Below are 18,509 nucleotides of genomic sequence, written 5' to 3'. Positions count from 1 at the left end.
TCCGCGCGGAGAGGAGAAGGGAAGAGAAATGCAGCGACACAAAGCTAGCGCCGGGATACTGTCGGCCATTTTTATGGGATTGGGACAAATATATAACCGCCAATTCATCAAAGGGCTTATTTTCATAGCTGTAGAAGCTTTAGCACTTGTCTATTTTATTAACAATTTGGGCAGGGCCTTCTGGGGCATCACCACGCTCGGAGAATCTCCAAGCCGCCTTGAGAAGGTTAAGGGAATTGCCAAAATGGTTCCCGGGGACCATTCAATCGTCATTATGATTGAAAGTCTGATTACCCTGCTGTTCCTCGTCTTATTCCTGATTGCCTGGTACATGAATATTAGGGATGCCCTGAAAATCGGAGCAGAACGCGAAGCCGGCCGTCCCTCGAATACATTCAAACAATCCGTGCGCTATATTCTCGATTATAAATTTGCCCAGAGCTTTTTGCTGCTTCCGGGCATCGGTATTTTATTCTTTACCATCATGCCGATTATCTTTATGATCATGCTGGCGTTCACCAACTATGCCGCACCGGATCACATTCCGCCGGCCAGGCTGGTAGACTGGGTGGGCTTTGAAACCTTCCGCAATCTGCTGGTGCTGAAATCATGGAGCCATACCTTCTATGGAGTACTTACCTGGACTATTGTCTGGGCGGTTCTATCAACTATAACTACTTATTTCGGCGGGATGCTCGTTGCCCTGCTGATCAACCAAAAAGGAATCCGCTTCAAAGGCATGTGGCGAATGATTCTGATCATTCCTTATGCCGTTCCGCAGATGATCTCCCTGCTGCTGATGCGCAACCTGTTCAACGGGCAATTCGGTCCGATCAACCAGTATCTCGGCTACTTCGGTCTGGGCGGGCTGCCATGGCTGACAGATCCGTTCTGGGCGAAGGTCACGGTCATTATTGTCAACATGTGGGTCGGTATTCCGGTATCGATGCTGCTGATTATGGGCGTACTGACTACGATTCCGCGGGATATGTATGAAGCGGCCGAAGTGGACGGGGCTACGAATTACCAGAAGTTCCGGATTGTTACACTGCCTATGATCCTGTTCTCCACCGCACCTACACTGATTATGCAATTCGCCGGAAATATCAATAACTTTAATGCGATTTATCTGCTGACTGCAGGCAATCCGGTTAAAGGCGACTATCAATATGCCGGTTCAACAGACCTGCTCGTAACATGGCTGTATAAGCTGACGCTGGACCAGAACAAGAACAACATGGCTTCCGCAATAGGAATCATACTGTTCATCATTGTCGCCGGGTTCTCCCTGTACAATTACCGCCGGACCAAGTCATTCCAAGAGGAGGACATGATTCAATGATCACCTCACGCAAGCTTATGAACTTTATCCGTTTGGGCTTAAGCTACATTGTTCTGCTCATCCTGGCGGTTGCTGCGATCTATCCGGCACTCTGGATTCTGCTGGCATCCTTCCGGCCGGGTAAGTCCTTGTACAGCAAGACACTGATTCCCGAGCATTTTACACTGAGCCACTATAAGGAATTGTTCACTTCACCCGTTTATATGTTCGGGACCTGGTATGCGAATACGCTCAAGATTGCTATATTCTCCATGCTGATCGGCGTGGTGCTGACGCTTTTGACCAGTTACGCCTTATCCCGCTTCCGGTTCAAAAGCCGCAAGACCACCATGTCAACCCTGCTGATTCTCGGGATGTTCCCCGGCTTCATGAGTATGATTGCCATCTATTTGCTGCTCAAGGAGTTCAACCTGCTGGATACCCATCTGGCGCTGATTATCGTGTATGCTGCCGGAGCGCCGCTCCTCGGCACACTGATCGCCAAAGGCTTCCTCGATACGATTCCCCGTTCGCTGGATGAGGCCGCGCGGATTGACGGAGCGAGCAACTTCGGGATCTTCATCCGCATTATCCTGCCGTTATCCCGCCCGATGATTACTTATATGGCGCTGACACAGTTTGTCGGCCCGTGGGTAGACTTCATCTTTGCGAAGCTGATTCTGCGGACAAAGGATAACTGGACGGTCGCGGTCGGTATGTGGGATATGGTCAACACGATGCAGAATTCCAACTTCACCCTGTTTGCAGCGGGAGCTGTACTGATCTCTGTACCGATTATGGTCCTGTTCGGCTTCCTGCAGCGCCTGCTTGTTGACGGTCTGACCGCAGGGGCGAGTAAGGGATAAGCAGTTTATATGTATACTCAGGTGCAGCCATTATGCAGTTACGCAGGGCTGCACCTGTATTTTTGTACCGAGAAAAATAAGGGGAGAGCGTAATGAAACGGCAGCGGAAATTAAATATGCGATCGGTTGGCGTCAAGCTGTTTGTGATTCTGTTCTGTACCATTGTTCTATTGTCCTCTGTACTTGGCTTAACCTCTTATTATGCTGCAAAAGGAATCATTACCGACGAGGTGGCAGCAGCATCCTCACAGTCTATTGTGCAGGCGGCGGACAAGCTGGACTTCCTGTTCGCTGAATATGAAGCGCTTTCAAGGCAGTTCGCCGTAGATTCTGTCTTGAAGGCGGATATGGAGACAGTCAATGATCCGGTTGCCGGCACAGTAGCCAAGGTGGCGGCTGAAGACCGGATCCGCCGTAAGCTGGATTCCGTCAGGGGCTCTGATGAGCGTCTGCTGGGAGTCCGGCTGGTGTCCCGGAGTATGGTGGATGCTGAATCTTACAAATCAACCGGCATCAGCGGGGTGCGCAGTGATGACGGGATTCTTGCCCGTATGAAGGAGATCGATAACGGCAAAGGCAATCCCGTCTGGTTCCCCGTCCGGGCCAAAGGCTTCTTCGATGCGTACAGTGAGTCTTCCATGACGATGGGCCGTCTGCTGCGGAATATCCAGAACCCGGCTGCGGAGTATTATATGCTGATTGAGGTGAAGGGCAAAGCGCTGACTGATGTCTTATCCAATCTTCACATCGGACTTGCCGGGGAGATCCGTATCCTTGATAAGGCAGGCAATATTGTGTACGGGGCAGATGTCACGCTGCTCGGACAGCCTTCTTCTATACGGGCTGCAGAGGGCGAAGCTGAAGGGCAGAAGCAATCCTTCACTGCCGCAGATGAACAAGGCAACTCCCAGCTTGTAGTCTATCAGCATCTGATGACAGCTGACTGGACCTTGCTGGGGTATGCGCCGGTGACTGACTTTACCAAATCGGCAGACCGGCTGCTCTATATTACCTTGCTGGTGGTGCTTGCTGCAGCTCTCATTGCTCTCTTCATCGGTTACATTCTGGTGCGGCTGATCGGCCGTCCGCTGGGCAAGCTGGCCCGGCTGATGGAGGAGGGTGAGCAGGGCAATCTGCAGGTGCGGACGAGCTTCAAGGGCCGGGATGAAATCGGGCGTCTGGGCCACAGCTTCAACAGGATGATGGAGCAGATCTCCCGGCTGGCCGGGCAGAGCAGCAGTTCGGCTGCTGCCGTACTGGCCACATCCGAGCAATTGGTGCTTGCTTCAGGAGCAATTAGCAGCCATGCCAGGGAAGTAGCCGCCGCAACCGGCGAGATCGCCGGCGGAGCTGCCAGTCTGGCGGCTGAAGCAGAGGGCAGCAACCGCAAGGTGGAGCTGATGGGGGACAAGACAAACGAGGTATCCGGGACGAATGCGGTCATGGCTGATTCCGCAGGTAAAGTCATGGCTGTAAGCGATCAGGGAGCGGAGCTGATGAAGAAGCTGGTGGATCAAAGCGAATCCGCCCTGAAGATGATGAATCTGATCCAGGAGAACTCGGCGATGCTGCGGGACAGCACGGTGCTGATCCGCAGCATTCTTGCGCCGATGATTGCCATGAACAAGCAGACGAATATTCTGGCCCTTAATGCTTCAATTGAAGCGGTACGTGCAGGGGCTGCCGGGAGAGGATTCATTGTCATCGCCGATGAGATCAGAGAACTTGCCAATCAATCCAGCCAGTCGATTGCGTCTGTCTCCAGAATTACAGAGGAGATCAGCGGGCATATCGAGAATACGGTCAAGGTTGTAGGGGAAGCTGCGCCGCTGTTTAGCGGGCAGATTGTCTCGGTCCGCGAATCTTCGCGGATCTTTGAAAGTGTCCGGGCAGAGATGGAGGATTTCAGCAGCTACCTCAGCCAATCTTCTGCGGCTGTCTCCGAGCTGACCGGTTATCAGCAGCAGCTGGGAGCATCCATGGCGAGTGTGATTTCAGTTGTGCAGCAGACCGGAGCCTCAACTGAGGAAGTGGCCTCGATGTCCACGCAGCAATTTATTGTGAGTGAGGAGCTGGTGGCCCTGTCCGGCAGGCTGGAGGAGCTGGCGGAGGAGCTGAAGCAATCGATGATTTCTTTCCAGGGTTAGCTGATCTGCTTCATCGGGCCGTCATGCTTGTTGTCCTTATCCGTCGCAAGGGATACACTAGGGCTACCGATATCACCGTGAGAGGAGCCGCCGCATGACGGATATGAACGGAAGCCTGTTCCAGCAGGGGCTGCTGGACGGCGATTACAGCCCGCATTTCCTGGCCTACTATTATAAGCAGTGGAGCAATTATACGATGGCCTACCATCAGCACAACTCCACGGAAATTATGTACCTTATTTCGGGGAGCTGTGCGGTAGAGGTACGGGATGGATCCGGCAAGGATATCCCTTACCAGCTGAAACGGGGGGAGCTGATTCTGCTGGATGCCGGGGTTCCGCACCGGCTGATTGTGGATAACGGCGCTTCCTGCCGGATGCTTAATGTTGAATTTGCCTTCACTGAGTATTCCGGGCTGGCACCTTCTGTCGGCCGGCTGGCCCGGGAGGAGGAGACGCTGGCGGAATTTATACGCAGCCCGTTCACCAGCCTGGTGCTCGCGGATCAGGAGGAGGTCTTCCATGTGCTGAAGGCGCTCGTGCTGGAGCTGGATCAGAGAGGCAGGAACGGAAGCAGCATGGTGCATCTCTTGTTCTCCGAGCTGCTACTGCGCCTGTCCAGACTGCGGCGGGAAGCGCTGCCGGCAAGCGGGCAGCCTTCGCAGCTGTATGTACGGCGCGCTGTAGAATTCCTCCACCAGAACTATGACCGGAGCTTGCAGGTGAAGGAGGTTGCCGATTCGGTCAACGTCCATCCGGGTTATCTGCACCGGATATTCAGAATACATACCGGGCAGACGCTTACGGATTATCTGAACACTCTGCGCATGGAGAAGGCCCGGATGCTGCTTGGGCAGAGTGAGATACCGGTGGCAGAGATCGCCGATTATGTCGGGATCAGCAGCCGGCAGTATTTTCATCTCCTGTTCAAAAAGTATACCGGCTGTACCCCGATTGAATACCGTAATTCCATCGAACGTTCTTCCTGGAAGGATGAGCAATGAAGCTTGTGCATTGTAGAATAGGTGAGGATTGTTGACACTATAACGGCAAAGTGGTCATGATATTGGTTACGCTTACTGCAGCCTCCTTGCTACAATGGACAGGAATCAACAATTCATTGCCGGAGGATGATCATATGTCTTTTAAAGTAACCTTTATCGGGGCAGGCAGTATCGGATTTACCCGCGGATTGCTGCGCGACCTGCTGACTGTACCGGAATTCCGCAATATTGAAGTCTCATTCATGGATATAAACAGCCATAATCTGCAGATGGTTACCGAGCTGTGCCAGCGGGATATCCGTGAGAACGGGCTGGATATTACCATCAAGCCGACCACGGACCGCAGAGAGGCTCTCAAGAATGCCAAGTACGTATTTTGTACTATCCGCATGGGCGGGCTTGAAGCGTTCGCGACCGATGTAGACATTCCGCTGAAGTATGGGGTAGACCAGTGTGTAGGGGATACGCTGAGTGCAGGCGGGATTATGTACGGGCAGCGCGGCATTGCCGAGATGCTGGAGATCTGCCGCGATATCCGCGAGAATGCTGCACCGGATGTACTGCTGCTGAACTATTCGAATCCAATGGCTATGCTGACCTGGGCCTGCAATAAATACGGCGGCGTGCGGACCATCGGGCTCTGTCACGGTGTACAGCATGGACATCAGCAGATTGCTGAAGTCTACGGGCTGGAGAAATCACAGGTGGATATTATCTGCGCCGGGATTAACCACCAGACCTGGTATATCTCCGCGAAGCATGAGGGCAAAGATCTGACAGCCGGTCTGCTTGCGGCCTTCGAGCAGCATCCGGAATTCAGCCGTACGGAGAAGGTGCGGATCGATATGCTCCGCCGCTTCGGCTATTACAGCACAGAGTCAAACGGCCACTTGAGCGAATATGTTCCCTGGTACCGTAAGCGCAGCAGCGAGATCATGGACTGGATTGATCTGGGCAGCTGGATTAACGGGGAGACCGGCGGCTACTTGCGGGTCTGCACGGAAGGCCGTAACTGGTTTGAGACGGATTTCCCGAACTGGATGAAGGATCCTGCCCTGGAGTATACGCGGGAGAACCGCGGTGAAGAGCACGGCTCTTATATCATTGAAGGTCTTGAGACTGGCCGGGTGTACAGAGGGCATTTCAATGCCGTGAATAACGGAGTGATTTCTAATCTGCCGAATGATGCCATTATTGAAGCGCCGGGATTTGTGGACCGCAACGGTATCTCGATGCCGCTGGTCGGTGAATTGCCGCTGGGTCCGGCAGCAGTTTGTAACGTCAGCATCTCTGTGCAGCGGCTGGCGGTGGAGGCAGCGGTGCACGGCGACGACCAGCTGCTGCGCCAGGCGTTCATGATGGACCCGCTGGTCGGCGCGGTCTGCAATCCGAAGGAGATCTGGCAGATGGTCGATGAAATGCTGGTGGCCGGGGAGCCGTGGCTGCCGCAGTACAGCGCTGCGATTGCCGAAGCGAAGGAACGACTCGCCTCCGGCAATCTGATTCCGACGCTGGCCGGCAATACCGGCGCAGCCCGGCTGAAAGTGAAGACGGTGGAGGAAATGCAGCAGGACCGCGATGCTGCAAACAAAAACGCCGGTGAATCCGACAAGGGCAAGGACCGCGAGAAGGTACAGTAAGAGTATCCCGGAATATGCCGGAGTGTGGTAAAGGTGACTAAAGTCTGCCGAAGATGTGGCAAAAGTACACTCAACGTACATTTTAACTAAACTAATTAGGTTATGCCCGGCCGGGAGCAGCCCGTATGCTTCCGGCCTTTCGTATTGGCGGATGCTCTTAGGCGAGAAGTGGAGAAAGCATACTTAAAGCTTCGGCATTGCCTTTATAGAGGTGCCTGTGGTGATAATAATAGTGATTGTGGACCTGTGCGGAAAAAGTAGACAGTCGCAGAGCGGTTTTCAAGTGATTAGCTCAGCGTTACGGACATGAGAGGCCTTAAGCTTACGGAAATGCAGCTAATGCCAGTCATTGCGGACACCAGCGCCGTTATTTCGCCGGAAAAGTAGCGCTGGCACATAAAAGATGCCGCATAAGGTCCGTGGTGTCCGCAAAGCTGCCAGATAGGCAGATTATGCGCGGATAAGGGCTGTGATGTCCGTTTGGATCGGATCGGGCGCTCCTATGATTCACAACGCATGTATCATTGAAGCAGCAGCTTTCGCGGCAGCTAAAAGCAGCTGAGAACTTACTCCCGGATCAGCTTGTCGTTTTGCAGCCTGGAGATTTTGCGGTGGACAGGCACACAGAGAAGCGCGAAGAATATGCCCAGTATGATCAGCAGCACGCCAAGGGTGAAATTAATTCTGTAGATATAATCAGGGTTGTTCAGGATGATCAGCCCTACATTGAAGCAGCCGATGATCAGCTCCATAATGGCCAGGGAGAGCCAAAGTCTGTGAATTCTTTGATAATGCTTGATTTTGGAATCGATATCGGAGTAGATCGTGAAATTGCCTTCTGAAGCTTTTCGTCTGAAAATAATCCAGCGCTGGCCCAGATATATACGCTTGCTCCCCGGCTGCTTGCCGGCAGGTACGCGCTCCGCCCCGGTCTCCTCCATAAACTGCAGGTAATCGGCCGACTTGCCTTTCTGCGGATCATCCTCAAGGAGCTCAATCCGGTAAATATACTCTCCCTTGGCACTCTCCTCGAACACATAACGGGCCCATGAGTATTCAATGAGTGCGAGCCCCTTATCCGACATCTCATTCAGCCACTGCTCTTCCTTCTCGAAGTCGATAAAATACTTGCGCACCACCTGGCTCATTCCACTTCGCCTCCCATCAGCTTTCTTCCATTAGAGAGCAGCTCGTCAAGCCTTGCCATTTCATTCTGCAGAGCAGCTCTGCCTGTCTCCGTAATCTCGTATTCCTTCTTGCGGGAATCCTGGCCGCCCGCCAGCGGCAGAATCCAGCCCCGCTCTGTCAGCGTGCTCAAGGCACCGTACAGTGTGCCAGCACCAAGCTCGACACGGCCGCTGCTGAGCAGCTTCACATTCTGCATAATCCCGTAGCCGTGCATCGGGGTGAATAATGACAGAAGGATATAATATACGCCCTCTGTTAATGCTCCGTATTCGCTGCTTCCTGACAATTGCCTCACCTGCCTCCCTTAATTTCGCAGCCTTCTGCCTAGTTCCAGGACAGAGCCGCCAATTTACATCATTTAACGTTATATCATTTGCCGCTATATCGTCTGACGATATATAAAGTATATCGGCCGCCGATACAATAGTCAACAGGCTTTTGCGGAATTCTCTGCCGCGCAGCACAAAAATCCCCCGCGTACCGTAGGAACGGTTCACGGGGGAACTGAGTTCACCAGAATAACAGGTACGGGGAGACATGGCGGTTCTGGTTCTGACACGTCAGTCCTCAAGCACCGGCTGGTTTTTTGCCGAAAAAGGTCTTCAGCGCCTGATAGACTTCCTTCTTATCCTTAATAACGTAATGCATGAACTGCTCCTGCTTCAGGTGGCGGTAGGCAGACATCAGCGTGCTGCTGCGGTTATACTGGTTCACTTCGCCGTAGCCGAACATATTGCTGCGCTTCAGCAGCTCGCCGATCAGCTTGACGCAGCGCTCATTGTCGGAGGTGAGGTTGTCACCGTCCGAGAAATGGAAGGGATAGATATTGTATTTGGCCGGCGGATACCGGCTGTCGATAATCTCGAGTGCCTTCTGATAGGCTGAGGAGCAGATGGTGCCGCCGCTCTCCCCGCGGGTGAAGAAATCATGCTCGCTGACCTCTTTGGCCTCCGTATGATGGGCGAGGAAGACAATCTCCACCTTCTCATACTGGCGGCGCAGGAAGCGGGTCATCCAGAAGAAGAAGCTGCGGGCGCAGTATTTTTCAAAAGTACCCATGCTGCCTGAAGTGTCCATCATCGCAATAATTACGGCATTGGAATGGGGGACGGTGATGTCATCCCAAGTTTTGTAGCGCAGATCATCCGGACTGATGCTGTGGATGCCGGGCTTGCCGCTGCTGGCGTTGCGCCGGAGATTCTCAAGCAGTGTGCGCTTTTTATCGATGTTCGACATCATGCCTTTTTTGCGGATATCGTTGAAGACTATGGATTTGACCTCAATCTCTTCCTTATCCTTCGGCTTAAGGCGGGGCAGCTCCAGATCCTGGAATAGAATATCCTCCAGATCCTCAAGATTAACCTCAGCCTCAACGGTATCCTGTCCGGGCTGATCTCCTGCTTTGTCGCCTTTACCCGGCTGGGTGGACTGTGAATCGCGGCCAAGCACGTCACCGACCTGACTCTCCCCGTCTCCCTGGCCGACATGCTTCTGCTTGCGGAAGTTATAGATAATCCGGTATTCATCCAGGCTGCGGATCGGCACCTTCACAATCTGCTTGCCGCCCGACAAAATAATATTCTCCTCCGTAACAAGATCCGGCAGATTACCTTTAATGGCTTCTCTGACCTTTTGCTGGTGACGCTCCTGATCCTGATGGCCTTTGCGGTGAAGGGACCAGTCTTCTTTGGACACGACAAAGGCGTATGGACCGGTTGGCTGGGACAAGGATGACCACCTCCCATGGTTCTCTGAAATGGGTACGGACTGCACTTGAGACGATTGCGGCAGGCTGTAACTAAAGTATATTCATGGGGCTCAGGGATATGTGAGCAGTCTGATCCGCTTATTCGCTGATTTCTTCAATGAGCAGCTTGTAGCTGTTTGAGTTGGCCTCCCCGGAGTAGTTACGCCCGTCAATCGTGAACGTATACAGTGCGGTGGAATAGCCTTGAAGTGATTTCCCTAAATAATCAATATTGATTTTAACAAAATAAGTAAGAGTAACGGTTTGCCCTGCTTCAAGCTGGCCCAAAGACACCGTTCCGCTATATGAGTTTTCCGGTACAGTCAGGGCGCTGACCGTAATGATGTCAGGATCAATAATCGTTCCTCGCGGCACCACCCGGACTACTGATACCTCCGCTGGATAATTGCCGCTGTTGGTTACCTGAACTTTGAATTCAGCGAAACCCCCAGGCTCCACAATCGGCGGCTCGCCCTGCATTATAATCGAGATTACCGGCGAGAACAGCAGGGTAGTGACCGGATTGGACCTTGCGGTCTGCCGGACATTGCGCCCGTCTGGAAGGGTGAAGGTATACTGGACATCGCCCTGATTCTGAATGGCCGGAGTCTGGCGGATGTTGACGGCAGCAGGGATGGAGACAAGAAAATCAACCACGGCCGCTGAGCCTGCCCGTATCGTTCCGAGCGGTATACCTTCTCCGGGGTTTACACCCTTTTGCGGGATGCCGTTCAGGCGGATGCTGTCCCAGACGAATAATACGCCAGCCGGGACGGCATCCGTAAGCAGGGCATTCACCGCCAGATTGCCGCTGTTCCGTACAGTGAATTCATACCGCAGGTTGTCACCGGGAGCAGCGCTGTATAGATCAACCTTCAGTCTGGCCGTTACTCCCGCCTGGACTACGGTAATCTGCACGGTGTTGCTCTCCGTGCTGTCCCGGCTGTCATTAACTGTATAAGAGACCTCCGCCTTTGCCAGTAACACGGAATCCGCCGGACTTGCGGTTATTCTGACGCGGAAGGAAATCTCGGCATCCGAGCCTGTACTCAAGGAGCCCAGCCGGATGCCAAGGGCCGGATCAGCATCCGGCTGGTAGACTCCGCCGGCAACGACGCTGCCGGGGATGAATGCAGCACCTTCGGGAACCGGGATGGTAGCGGTGATTCCTGACAACTGGCGGCTGCCTTCATTCCTGAGCCGCAGGGTATAAGTCACAGCATCGTCGATGAATGTAGTCGGCGTACTGGCTGAGAGCAGGGTGGACAGCTGGTAAGAGAGCAAAGAGAGGCTGACCGGATTCGAAAGGACCTCACCGCGGACTGTTCTTCCCTCCGGTGTAACAAAGGAGTAGACGCCGGTTGCCTGATTATTCAGTGTTAGCGATGGCGGGAGCGAAACTACGATCACCTGGAAAGCGATAGTGATTCCCGAGTGCGGTACGAGCAGCCCCGCAGGTATGCCGGAAGAGGGAGTGACCCCCGGAAGGGGCACTCCGTCCTTAAGTACGCTGTTGGCAATAAAGGATACACCGGCGGGAAGAACATCGACGATGGTAAGCAGGGCGGGCGTGTTGCCGCTGTTCCTGGCAGTCACGGTATAGACGAGCGTCTCGCCCAGCGAGGCGCTCGTGCGGTCACTTTGCTTAACCAGAGACAGAACAGGACCGACGACAGATGTATTAACGGTATTGGAATAGGTAATAGCATCCGTTCCCTCTGCCGAGCTGAATCTAACCATAGATTGATTAGTCACGACAGGCTGAAGCCCCCAGCCTTCTGTCATATAGCAATAACCTGAACCTGGAAGGTGACGGTTGAAGAGGCACCCGGAGCAATCGTACCGATCTGGACACCGGTTGCCGGATTGGCGCCGGGACGGAAGACGCCGTCGACCGAGACACTGCCTGTGACAAACTGGCTGCCTGCCGGGATCGGGTCAACCAGCACAACATTGTTCACGGCAACAATACCGTTGTTGGTCACAACAATGGTATACGTAATCAGATCCCCGACGACTGCGTCGATGGAAGGTGTGCTCTTGACCGCTGTAACGTCCGGTGAAGAGACCGGGATAACCAGAGTGTTGGATACGGCAGAACCGGAGAGCAGACGTCCATCCGGCGGCGTGAAGGTGAAGGTGGCGGCGGCCTGGTTCACCAGCTGCTGCGGGGAAGGCAGGGAAGCTACCGTTACCTGCAGCGTTACCGTTACCACAACTGTAGCCCCGGCAGCGACTGTGCCGAGATTGATTCCGGTTGTCGGATTAGCTCCCGGTACGGGCTGGCCGTTGACAAGAACACTGTTCGGAACGAATACGCCGCCCGCCGGGATGGAGTCAGTCAAGATGACATTAGCCGGCAGGTTGCCTGTGTTGGTTACACTGAAGGCGTACGTGACGGTATCGCCGACAGTTGCGTTCGAGGTATCCGCAGATTTCAGGATGCCGATAATCGGCTGGTAGACCGGAATAACCAGTGTATTGGAATATGATGCGCCTGAGAAGGCACCGGAAGTGAAGCTCACTGAAGCCTGGTTGCTCAGCGTAGCCGGATTAGGCAGCGTATTGACCCGGGTATTGAAGGTGACCACAATGCTGGCACCCGGGGCAATGGTTCCCAGAGCTATACCGTTAGCAGGGCTTCCTCCCGGTACCGGAGTGCCGTCCACGGTGACGCTGCCGGCAACGAAGGAAGCACCTGCCGGAATCGGGTCGCTCAGCACAACATTGTTAATCGGGGCAATTCCGCTGTTGGTCACGTTGATGCTGTAAGGGACAATATCCCCTACAACGGCATCAATTACAGTAGTGCTCTTGGCCACGAGCACGTTCGGTGAAGACACGGAAATCTGATTAATATTCGAATTGGCCGACTGGTTGAAGGTCCGTCCGTCAGGCAGCGTATAGTTAAAGGTGATAATGGCCTGGTTACTGAGCTGCTGGCTGGCCGGCAGTGTAACAATAACAACGGAGAACATTACGGTTAATGTTGCTCCGGCGGCAATGGTGCCGAGCGGAACCCCGGTTGCCGGATCAGCCCCCGGTGAAGGGAAGCCGTTAATCAGCACGCTGTTCGGTACAAGGGTTGTGCCGGCGGGAATTGTATCTGTCAAGGTGGCAGCAGCTGCATAATTACCTGTGTTACTGACACTTACACTGTAGTTAATAGTATCCCCTACAGTAGCATTTGCCGTGTTCGAGTTTTTGACTGCTGTAACAATCGGCTGGTAGACCGGAGTCGTCACAATATTCGAGAAGGCTACACTCGACAATGCCCCGGAGGTGAAGCTGACCGAAGACTGGTTATTGAGTACACCGGAAGCCGGCAGGGATGTCACAGTTACTCTGAATGCTACGGTGACTGTCGCGCCTGGAGCGATGCTGCCGATGGTTACCCCGGTAGACGGTGAGGCTACGGGACGTGCTACACCGTCTACAAGTACACTGCCTGGAACGAAAGCTGTACCTGCAGGCAGGGCATCTGTAAACACTACGTTGTTGACGGTGGCGATCCCGTTGTTAGTCAGGGCGACGGAATACGTAATGGTGTCACCGACATTGGTTGCAGTGGTTGCAGTAGATTTCACTACGCCGAGATTCGGATTCGTGACCGGAATATTCAGTGTGTTGGTAAGCACAGAGCCGCCGAGCGTTCTGCCGTCCGGCAATGTGAAGCTGTAAGCCACCGTCCCCTGGTTGACCAGCAGCTGCGGGGACGGCAGCGATGTAATGACCACAGAGAAGGAGACTGCGACGGTTCCTCCGGGAGCGACGGTTCCTGCGGCAATGCCGGCAGCAGGATCAGCCTGCGGCAACGGCAGTCCGTTGACCAGTACACTGTTGGCTACAAACGTTGTCCCGGCCGGAATATTGTCTGTGACAGTCAGATTTGCACCATAGTTGCCCGTATTGGTGACTGTCAGGGTGTAGGTTACGGTATCGCCTACTGTTGCATTCGAAGTGCTGGCTGATTTGGCCGCTGCAATATTCGGCTGGAAGACAGGCACTGCTACGTGATTGGAGAAGGTGGAGCCGGCGAATACACCGGAGGTGTAGGTTACCGTTGCCTGATTGTCAATGGATGTATCTGCAGGTACCGATGTAACAGTGACGCTGTAAGAGACTACAGCAGAAGCCCCGGATGCGAGGGTGCCGACTGCTACCCCTGTAGCCGGATTGGCATTAGGGAAGGGAACACCGTTCACGGATACGCTGCCTGTTACAAAGCTTGCCCCGCCGGGAGTCGGATCGCTGAGTACTACATTGTTAACCGGGTCCATCCCGTTATTGGTGATGCTTACGGAATAGGCAATGGTATCCCCGAGTGCTACAGAAGTTGAAGTGGTGCTCTTCACGACGGCTACATTGGGAGCCGAGACAGCGATCGTCACAGTGTTGGATGCTGCGCTTCCGCTTAGCAGACGCCCGTCGGGCGGAGTGAAGGTATAGGTGGAGGATGCCTGATTCACAAGCTGCTGCGGAGAAGGCAGGGACACAATGAATACGGTAAAGCTGACCGAGATGCTGGCGCCCGGGGCGACCACACCGACTGCAATACCGGTATCCGGTGCAGCTCCCGGCTGAGGGAAGCCACCGACAATGACGCTGTTGGGATCGAAGGAAGTGCCGGCCGGGATATTGTCGGTCAGCGTCACATTGGCGGCGACATTGCCGCTGTTGCTGACAACAATGGTGTAGATGACGGTATCGCCGACTGTAGCGTTCAGGTCATTGGCGCTTTTGACAAGTGAAATCTGCGGCTGCGTCACCGGTGTGGTGGTAATATTGGATGATGATGAGCCGGAGAAGACCCCGGAAGTAAAGCTGACGGTTGACTGGTTATTAACCTGTGAAGGAATCGGCATTGTTATCCTCACCTCGAATGTTACGGCAACTGATGCCCCTTGGGCCAGACTGCCGATTGGAATGCCGGCGGACGGAACTGCCTGCGGCCGGGAGACGCCGCCTACAATTACGGTTCCGGGAATGAAAGCGACATTCTCAGGCAGCGGGTCACTGAGAATGATGTTGCTGACAGAGGTAATGCTGTTGTTAGTCAATACGGAGGTGTACGTGAGGATGTCGCCGGTTACGGCATCGATGGCATTCACGCTTTTGACGATGCTGACATTAGGTGCAGAGACAGGAACTGTCAGGGTGTTCGATCCGGCATTGCCGCCGAGCACCCGTCCGTCCGGCAGCGTGAAGCTGTAGGAGGCGGCAGCCGAGTTAAGCAGCTGCTGGTTTGGCGGCAGCGCGGTAACGGTAACCAGGAAGCTGACGGTGACACTGTCTCCGGGTGCAAGCGGGCCTACCGGGATACCGGTCAGCGGGCTGTAGCCGGGCAGCGGTGTTCCTCCTACAGTTACGCTGTTGGTCTCGAATACGGTTTGCGGCGGCAGATTATCCGTCAGATTAAGTGTTGCGGCAATGTTGCCGCTGTTGCTGGCCTGTATGGAGAAGGAGAGCAGGCTGCCCACGGAGGCCTGGGCGGGACTTGAGCTTTTGACCAGATTAATCACCGGTATGAACACAGGGGTAAGCACGGTATTCGAGAGTGCCGTACCGCTGAAGGCTCCGGCTGTGAACGAGGCACTGGCCCGGTTGTTCAGCTGTGGCGGACTGGGTACTGAAACAGCATTGACCTGGAACACGACAGTGCTGGCTGCTCCGGCGGCAATGGTGCCCAGGGAGATCCCCGCATTCGGATTGGCAGACGGCAATGGCGTACCGTTCACCGTGACGGTTCCGGCGACGAACGTACTGCCCGCCGGAGCAGGATCAGACAGTACAACATTGTTGACCGCTACGCCGCTCGGGTTGGATACCGCAATAGTGTAAGTGAGGTATTCACCTACGGCTACAGCGGTAAGGCTTGCGCTTTTGAGGAGCGTTATATTGGGCGCAGATACAGGAATTGTGACCGTGTTCGAGACACTCCCGCCTGCGAGTGACCGTCCGCTCGGCAGCTGGTACGTATAGCTGGCGCTTCCCTGGTCTGTCAGGGTTGCCGGAGAAGGCAGCGATTGTACTGCGGCCAGGAAGGTCACCGTAAAGGTTGCCCCGGCTGCTACGGAACCCAGCGGAATGCCGCTGACCGGAGAATCTGAGGGACGGGCCACCCCGTTCACTGTGACGCTTCCTGCGATGAACGCTGTGCCGGCCGGGATATTATCAGTGATGGTTACCGTTGCTGCCAGGTTGCCGGTATTCCGCACCACCAGCGTATATTGCACATTGCCTCCTACGGTGGCACTGCTTGGGCTGGCGCTTTTGACAATACCAATGACGGGCTGGTATACAGGAGTTAACGTTGTGTTGGACTGGGTAATCGCATTAAATGCCCCCGAGCTGTAAGAAGCAGACGACTGGTTGGAGAGCTGGCCGCTTGCCGGTATAGAGGTGACATTCACCTGGAATGTAACCGCTGCACTGGATCCTGGAGCGACGGTTCCGATAGTAATCCCGGAAGCTGGATCTGCTGCAGGCCGGGCCGTTCCCGCAACGGTAACACTCCCCGTTACAAAGGTGCTGCCGGCAGGTATCGGGTCGGATAACACCACAGTAGTGACCGCAACAATTCCGTTGTTGGTGACTACCGATGTATACGTCAGGGTGTCGCCTACAGCAACATCGGGGAAGCTGGCGCTTTTGACAATGGCCACATTCGGCAGTCTGACCGGTAGGGTCAGCGTATTGGAAGCCGCGCTTCCCGAAAGAGTCCGGCCGTCGGGAACCAGGAAGGTATAAGCTGCCGTAGCCTGGTCAACCAGTTGCGGAGGTGAAGGCAGGCTGTTCACCAGTACTCGGAACTGGACCGTAGAGCTTCCGCCGGCGGCAATGGTGCCGATCGGAATGCCGGCGGCAGGGTTGCCGGCAACCGGTGTGCCGTTCACAGTGAAGCTGCCCGCCACATAGGTGCTGCCTGCAGGAATATTATCCGTCAGCGTCGTTGTGGCGCTGATATTGCCGGTGTTGGATATTTGCAGCGTATAGAGGATCTGATCACCGACAGTGGCATTGGTCGTATTCGCGCTTTTGACAATGCCCAGGACCGGAGAATATACAGGAATTGTGCTGGTGTTGGATGGAATGACTCCGCTGACAATCGGGCCGCCGGCCACACTTTGAAAGGTGAAGGCAGCGGTGGCGGTGTTAGGGACAAACTGCGGATTCGGCAGTGAGGTTACCCTGGCTTGATATGTAATGGTGATTGAAGTGCCGAGAGCCAGGGAGCCGAGCGGAATGCCTGCGGTGATATCGTAAGTCGGCCTGGAGGCACCGGCCACGACCACACTTCCTGCGATAAACGTCAGCCCTGCCGGCAGGGTATCGGACAGGACAACACTGGCTGCGCTTGCCGTACCGCTATTATTGACAGTTACAGTGTAGGTAATGGTATCGCCGACGACTGTGCCGGTGGCACTGGCGCTTTTGGTCAAAGCAATCTTGGGGGCGTTGATATCAATCTGCAGCCCGTTCCCGTTCACCACGTAGGCATCGCCTGAAGTAGTTAGTGTCAGCAAAGCCGAGGACTGATTATTAACCAGGCGTGCGGAGACATCGACATTCGTGATATCCCAGCCCTGCCGCCCGCCGGTGATATTCGAGCCCGGACTGCCGTTCGTCTGGTTCCGTGACCCGAAGGTTCCGGTGGTATTCAGGTTGCCGGTATCATTGTTAATCTGTGAAGCGAAGAAATTGTTCGCAAAGTTGTTAGGCCCGGACAAGGCGACCTGGGTGGCGGAGGTAGGTCCGAAAAGCGCCTGATCCCCTGAACGGTTCGCATCTCCTTCCTGGGCGCTGAACAGAATCCGCCCGCCAAGCGCGCCGGTGACGGGGGTGGCAAAGCCGGTAATTGTCGTGACCACCGGAGCTGAGGTGGACTGGACGAGAACGGCGCCTGCCCGCAGGGACATATTGCGGAAGGGCAGTGACGGATTGGAATAGATGACTCCGAGCGTCCAGCCCGCGTGGTTAGCCGTAGAGTCGCCGGCAATAACGATAGTGCCGACTACACCAGCGGTAACATAGGTTCCGGCACCGGAGGCCTGGATAATGCTGGTTACATTAGCTGATCGTACATACGCCGCCGCCCCGCCGCCTAAGTCCACCGTATTAGCCGTGGCTGCATCCGGGGATACACTGACCGTATTCCCGAGCGGTGTGGTGAAGGATACGGGATTATTGATCACCGCACTCAGATTGACCGAACCGTTAATATAAGAACCGCCCCAGATCAGTTCTGCATATAGAACTGTGCTTCCGGCGGGTAGGACCAGAATGGCTGCAGAGCTGTTGCTCTGGTACAGGCTCGTGGTTCCTGCAGGATAAGTGCCGAATACCGAGGCTGTATTAATTGTAGAGAAGGCTCCGATGCTGTCCTGGGTACCCGGAACACCAATAACATCGGACCGGCTCAGCCCCAGGGTGTTGCCTGTAAATGTAATGGCGCCTGTTGCATTAATCGTAGACCGAACGACTAGAGGAATGATTTTCACCTCCTTTGGGGTTACTGGAATTATTTCGGTTAACAACGAAAAAAAGCAGACCGACTCCGTATGAGGTCAGGTGTGCCATCTTTCTTGTGTTGTATT

At 54.6% G+C, this 18,509-nt stretch carries 10 protein-coding genes; 5 read left to right on the top strand and 5 right to left on the bottom strand.

Annotated features, from left to right (window positions below; all coding sequences use genetic code 11):
• Positions 1-28 precede the first annotated feature (28 nt).
• The 5 genes from LOS79_RS14880 (at position 29) to LOS79_RS14860 (ending at position 6,977) form a co-directional block, all read left to right on the top strand.
• Complete coding sequence (locus tag LOS79_RS14880; protein ID WP_315421124.1) at positions 29-1,342, top strand: sugar ABC transporter permease; 1,314 nt, start codon at positions 29-31, stop codon at positions 1,340-1,342.
• Positions 1,339-2,187, top strand: a complete 849-nt coding sequence (locus LOS79_RS14875) for a sugar ABC transporter permease (RefSeq protein ID WP_315421122.1) — start codon at positions 1,339-1,341, stop codon at positions 2,185-2,187. Before LOS79_RS14880 ends, LOS79_RS14875 begins: the two co-directional genes overlap by 4 nt.
• Before the next feature lie 92 nt (positions 2,188-2,279).
• Positions 2,280-4,334 (top strand): methyl-accepting chemotaxis protein, encoded by a 2,055-nt coding sequence (locus LOS79_RS14870; protein WP_315421120.1) that lies wholly within the window; start codon positions 2,280-2,282, stop codon positions 4,332-4,334.
• 103 nt (positions 4,335-4,437) lie between these two features.
• The gene (locus LOS79_RS14865; protein WP_315422241.1) at positions 4,438-5,337 is read left to right on the top strand and encodes an AraC family transcriptional regulator; all 900 of its coding nucleotides are present in this window, start codon (positions 4,438-4,440) and stop codon (positions 5,335-5,337) included.
• A gap of 134 nt (positions 5,338-5,471) precedes the next feature.
• Positions 5,472-6,977, top strand: a complete 1,506-nt coding sequence (locus LOS79_RS14860) for an alpha-glucosidase/alpha-galactosidase (RefSeq protein ID WP_315421118.1) — start codon at positions 5,472-5,474, stop codon at positions 6,975-6,977.
• A 566-nt stretch (positions 6,978-7,543) separates the two neighbouring features.
• Here the strand turns inward: LOS79_RS14860 and LOS79_RS14855 are convergent.
• The 5 genes from LOS79_RS14855 to LOS79_RS14835 all read right to left on the bottom strand — a co-directional run bounded on the left by LOS79_RS14855 (position 7,544) and on the right by LOS79_RS14835 (position 18,413).
• Positions 7,544-8,125 (bottom strand): DUF2812 domain-containing protein, encoded by a 582-nt coding sequence (locus LOS79_RS14855; protein ID WP_315421115.1) that lies wholly within the window; start codon positions 8,123-8,125, stop codon positions 7,544-7,546.
• The gene (locus tag LOS79_RS14850; RefSeq protein WP_315421112.1) at positions 8,122-8,451 is read right to left on the bottom strand and encodes a PadR family transcriptional regulator; all 330 of its coding nucleotides are present in this window, start codon (positions 8,449-8,451) and stop codon (positions 8,122-8,124) included. The genes LOS79_RS14855 and LOS79_RS14850 overlap by 4 nt, the downstream gene beginning before the upstream one ends.
• Positions 8,452-8,732: 281 nt before the next feature.
• Positions 8,733-9,893: a sporulation protein YhbH gene (gene yhbH, locus LOS79_RS14845; RefSeq protein WP_315421109.1), complete on the bottom strand. Its 1,161-nt coding sequence runs from the start codon at positions 9,891-9,893 to the stop codon at positions 8,733-8,735.
• Positions 9,894-10,011: 118 nt separating this feature from the next.
• On the bottom strand, positions 10,012-11,697 hold the full coding sequence (locus LOS79_RS14840) for a hypothetical protein (RefSeq protein WP_315421107.1): 1,686 nt from the start codon (positions 11,695-11,697) through the stop codon (positions 10,012-10,014).
• Positions 11,694-18,413 (bottom strand): beta strand repeat-containing protein, encoded by a 6,720-nt coding sequence (locus LOS79_RS14835; RefSeq protein ID WP_315421106.1) that lies wholly within the window; start codon positions 18,411-18,413, stop codon positions 11,694-11,696. The genes LOS79_RS14840 and LOS79_RS14835 overlap by 4 nt, the downstream gene beginning before the upstream one ends.
• Positions 18,414-18,509: the final 96 nt, after the last annotated feature.

This window comes from Paenibacillus sp. MMS20-IR301, from assembly GCF_032302195.1.
Lineage (GTDB): Bacteria > Bacillota > Bacilli > Paenibacillales > Paenibacillaceae > Paenibacillus_AQ.
This window is presented reverse-complemented; position numbering and strand designations above follow the sequence as displayed.

Bases quoted from the DNA above. Each gene is read 5' to 3' on its own strand.
- LOS79_RS14865 (WP_315422241.1), top strand. From the start codon at position 4,438: ATGAACGGAAGCCTGTTCCAGCAGGGGCTGCTGGACGGCGATTACAGC.
- LOS79_RS14840 (WP_315421107.1), bottom strand. From the start codon at position 11,697: ATGACAGAAGGCTGGGGGCTTCAGCCTGTCGTGACTAATCAATCTATG.
- LOS79_RS14875 (WP_315421122.1), top strand. From the start codon at position 1,339: ATGATCACCTCACGCAAGCTTATGAACTTTATCCGTTTGGGCTTAAGC.
- LOS79_RS14860 (WP_315421118.1), top strand. From the start codon at position 5,472: ATGTCTTTTAAAGTAACCTTTATCGGGGCAGGCAGTATCGGATTTACC.
- LOS79_RS14855 (WP_315421115.1), bottom strand. From the start codon at position 8,125: ATGAGCCAGGTGGTGCGCAAGTATTTTATCGACTTCGAGAAGGAAGAG.
- LOS79_RS14870 (WP_315421120.1), top strand. From the start codon at position 2,280: ATGAAACGGCAGCGGAAATTAAATATGCGATCGGTTGGCGTCAAGCTG.
- LOS79_RS14880 (WP_315421124.1), top strand. From the start codon at position 29: ATGCAGCGACACAAAGCTAGCGCCGGGATACTGTCGGCCATTTTTATG.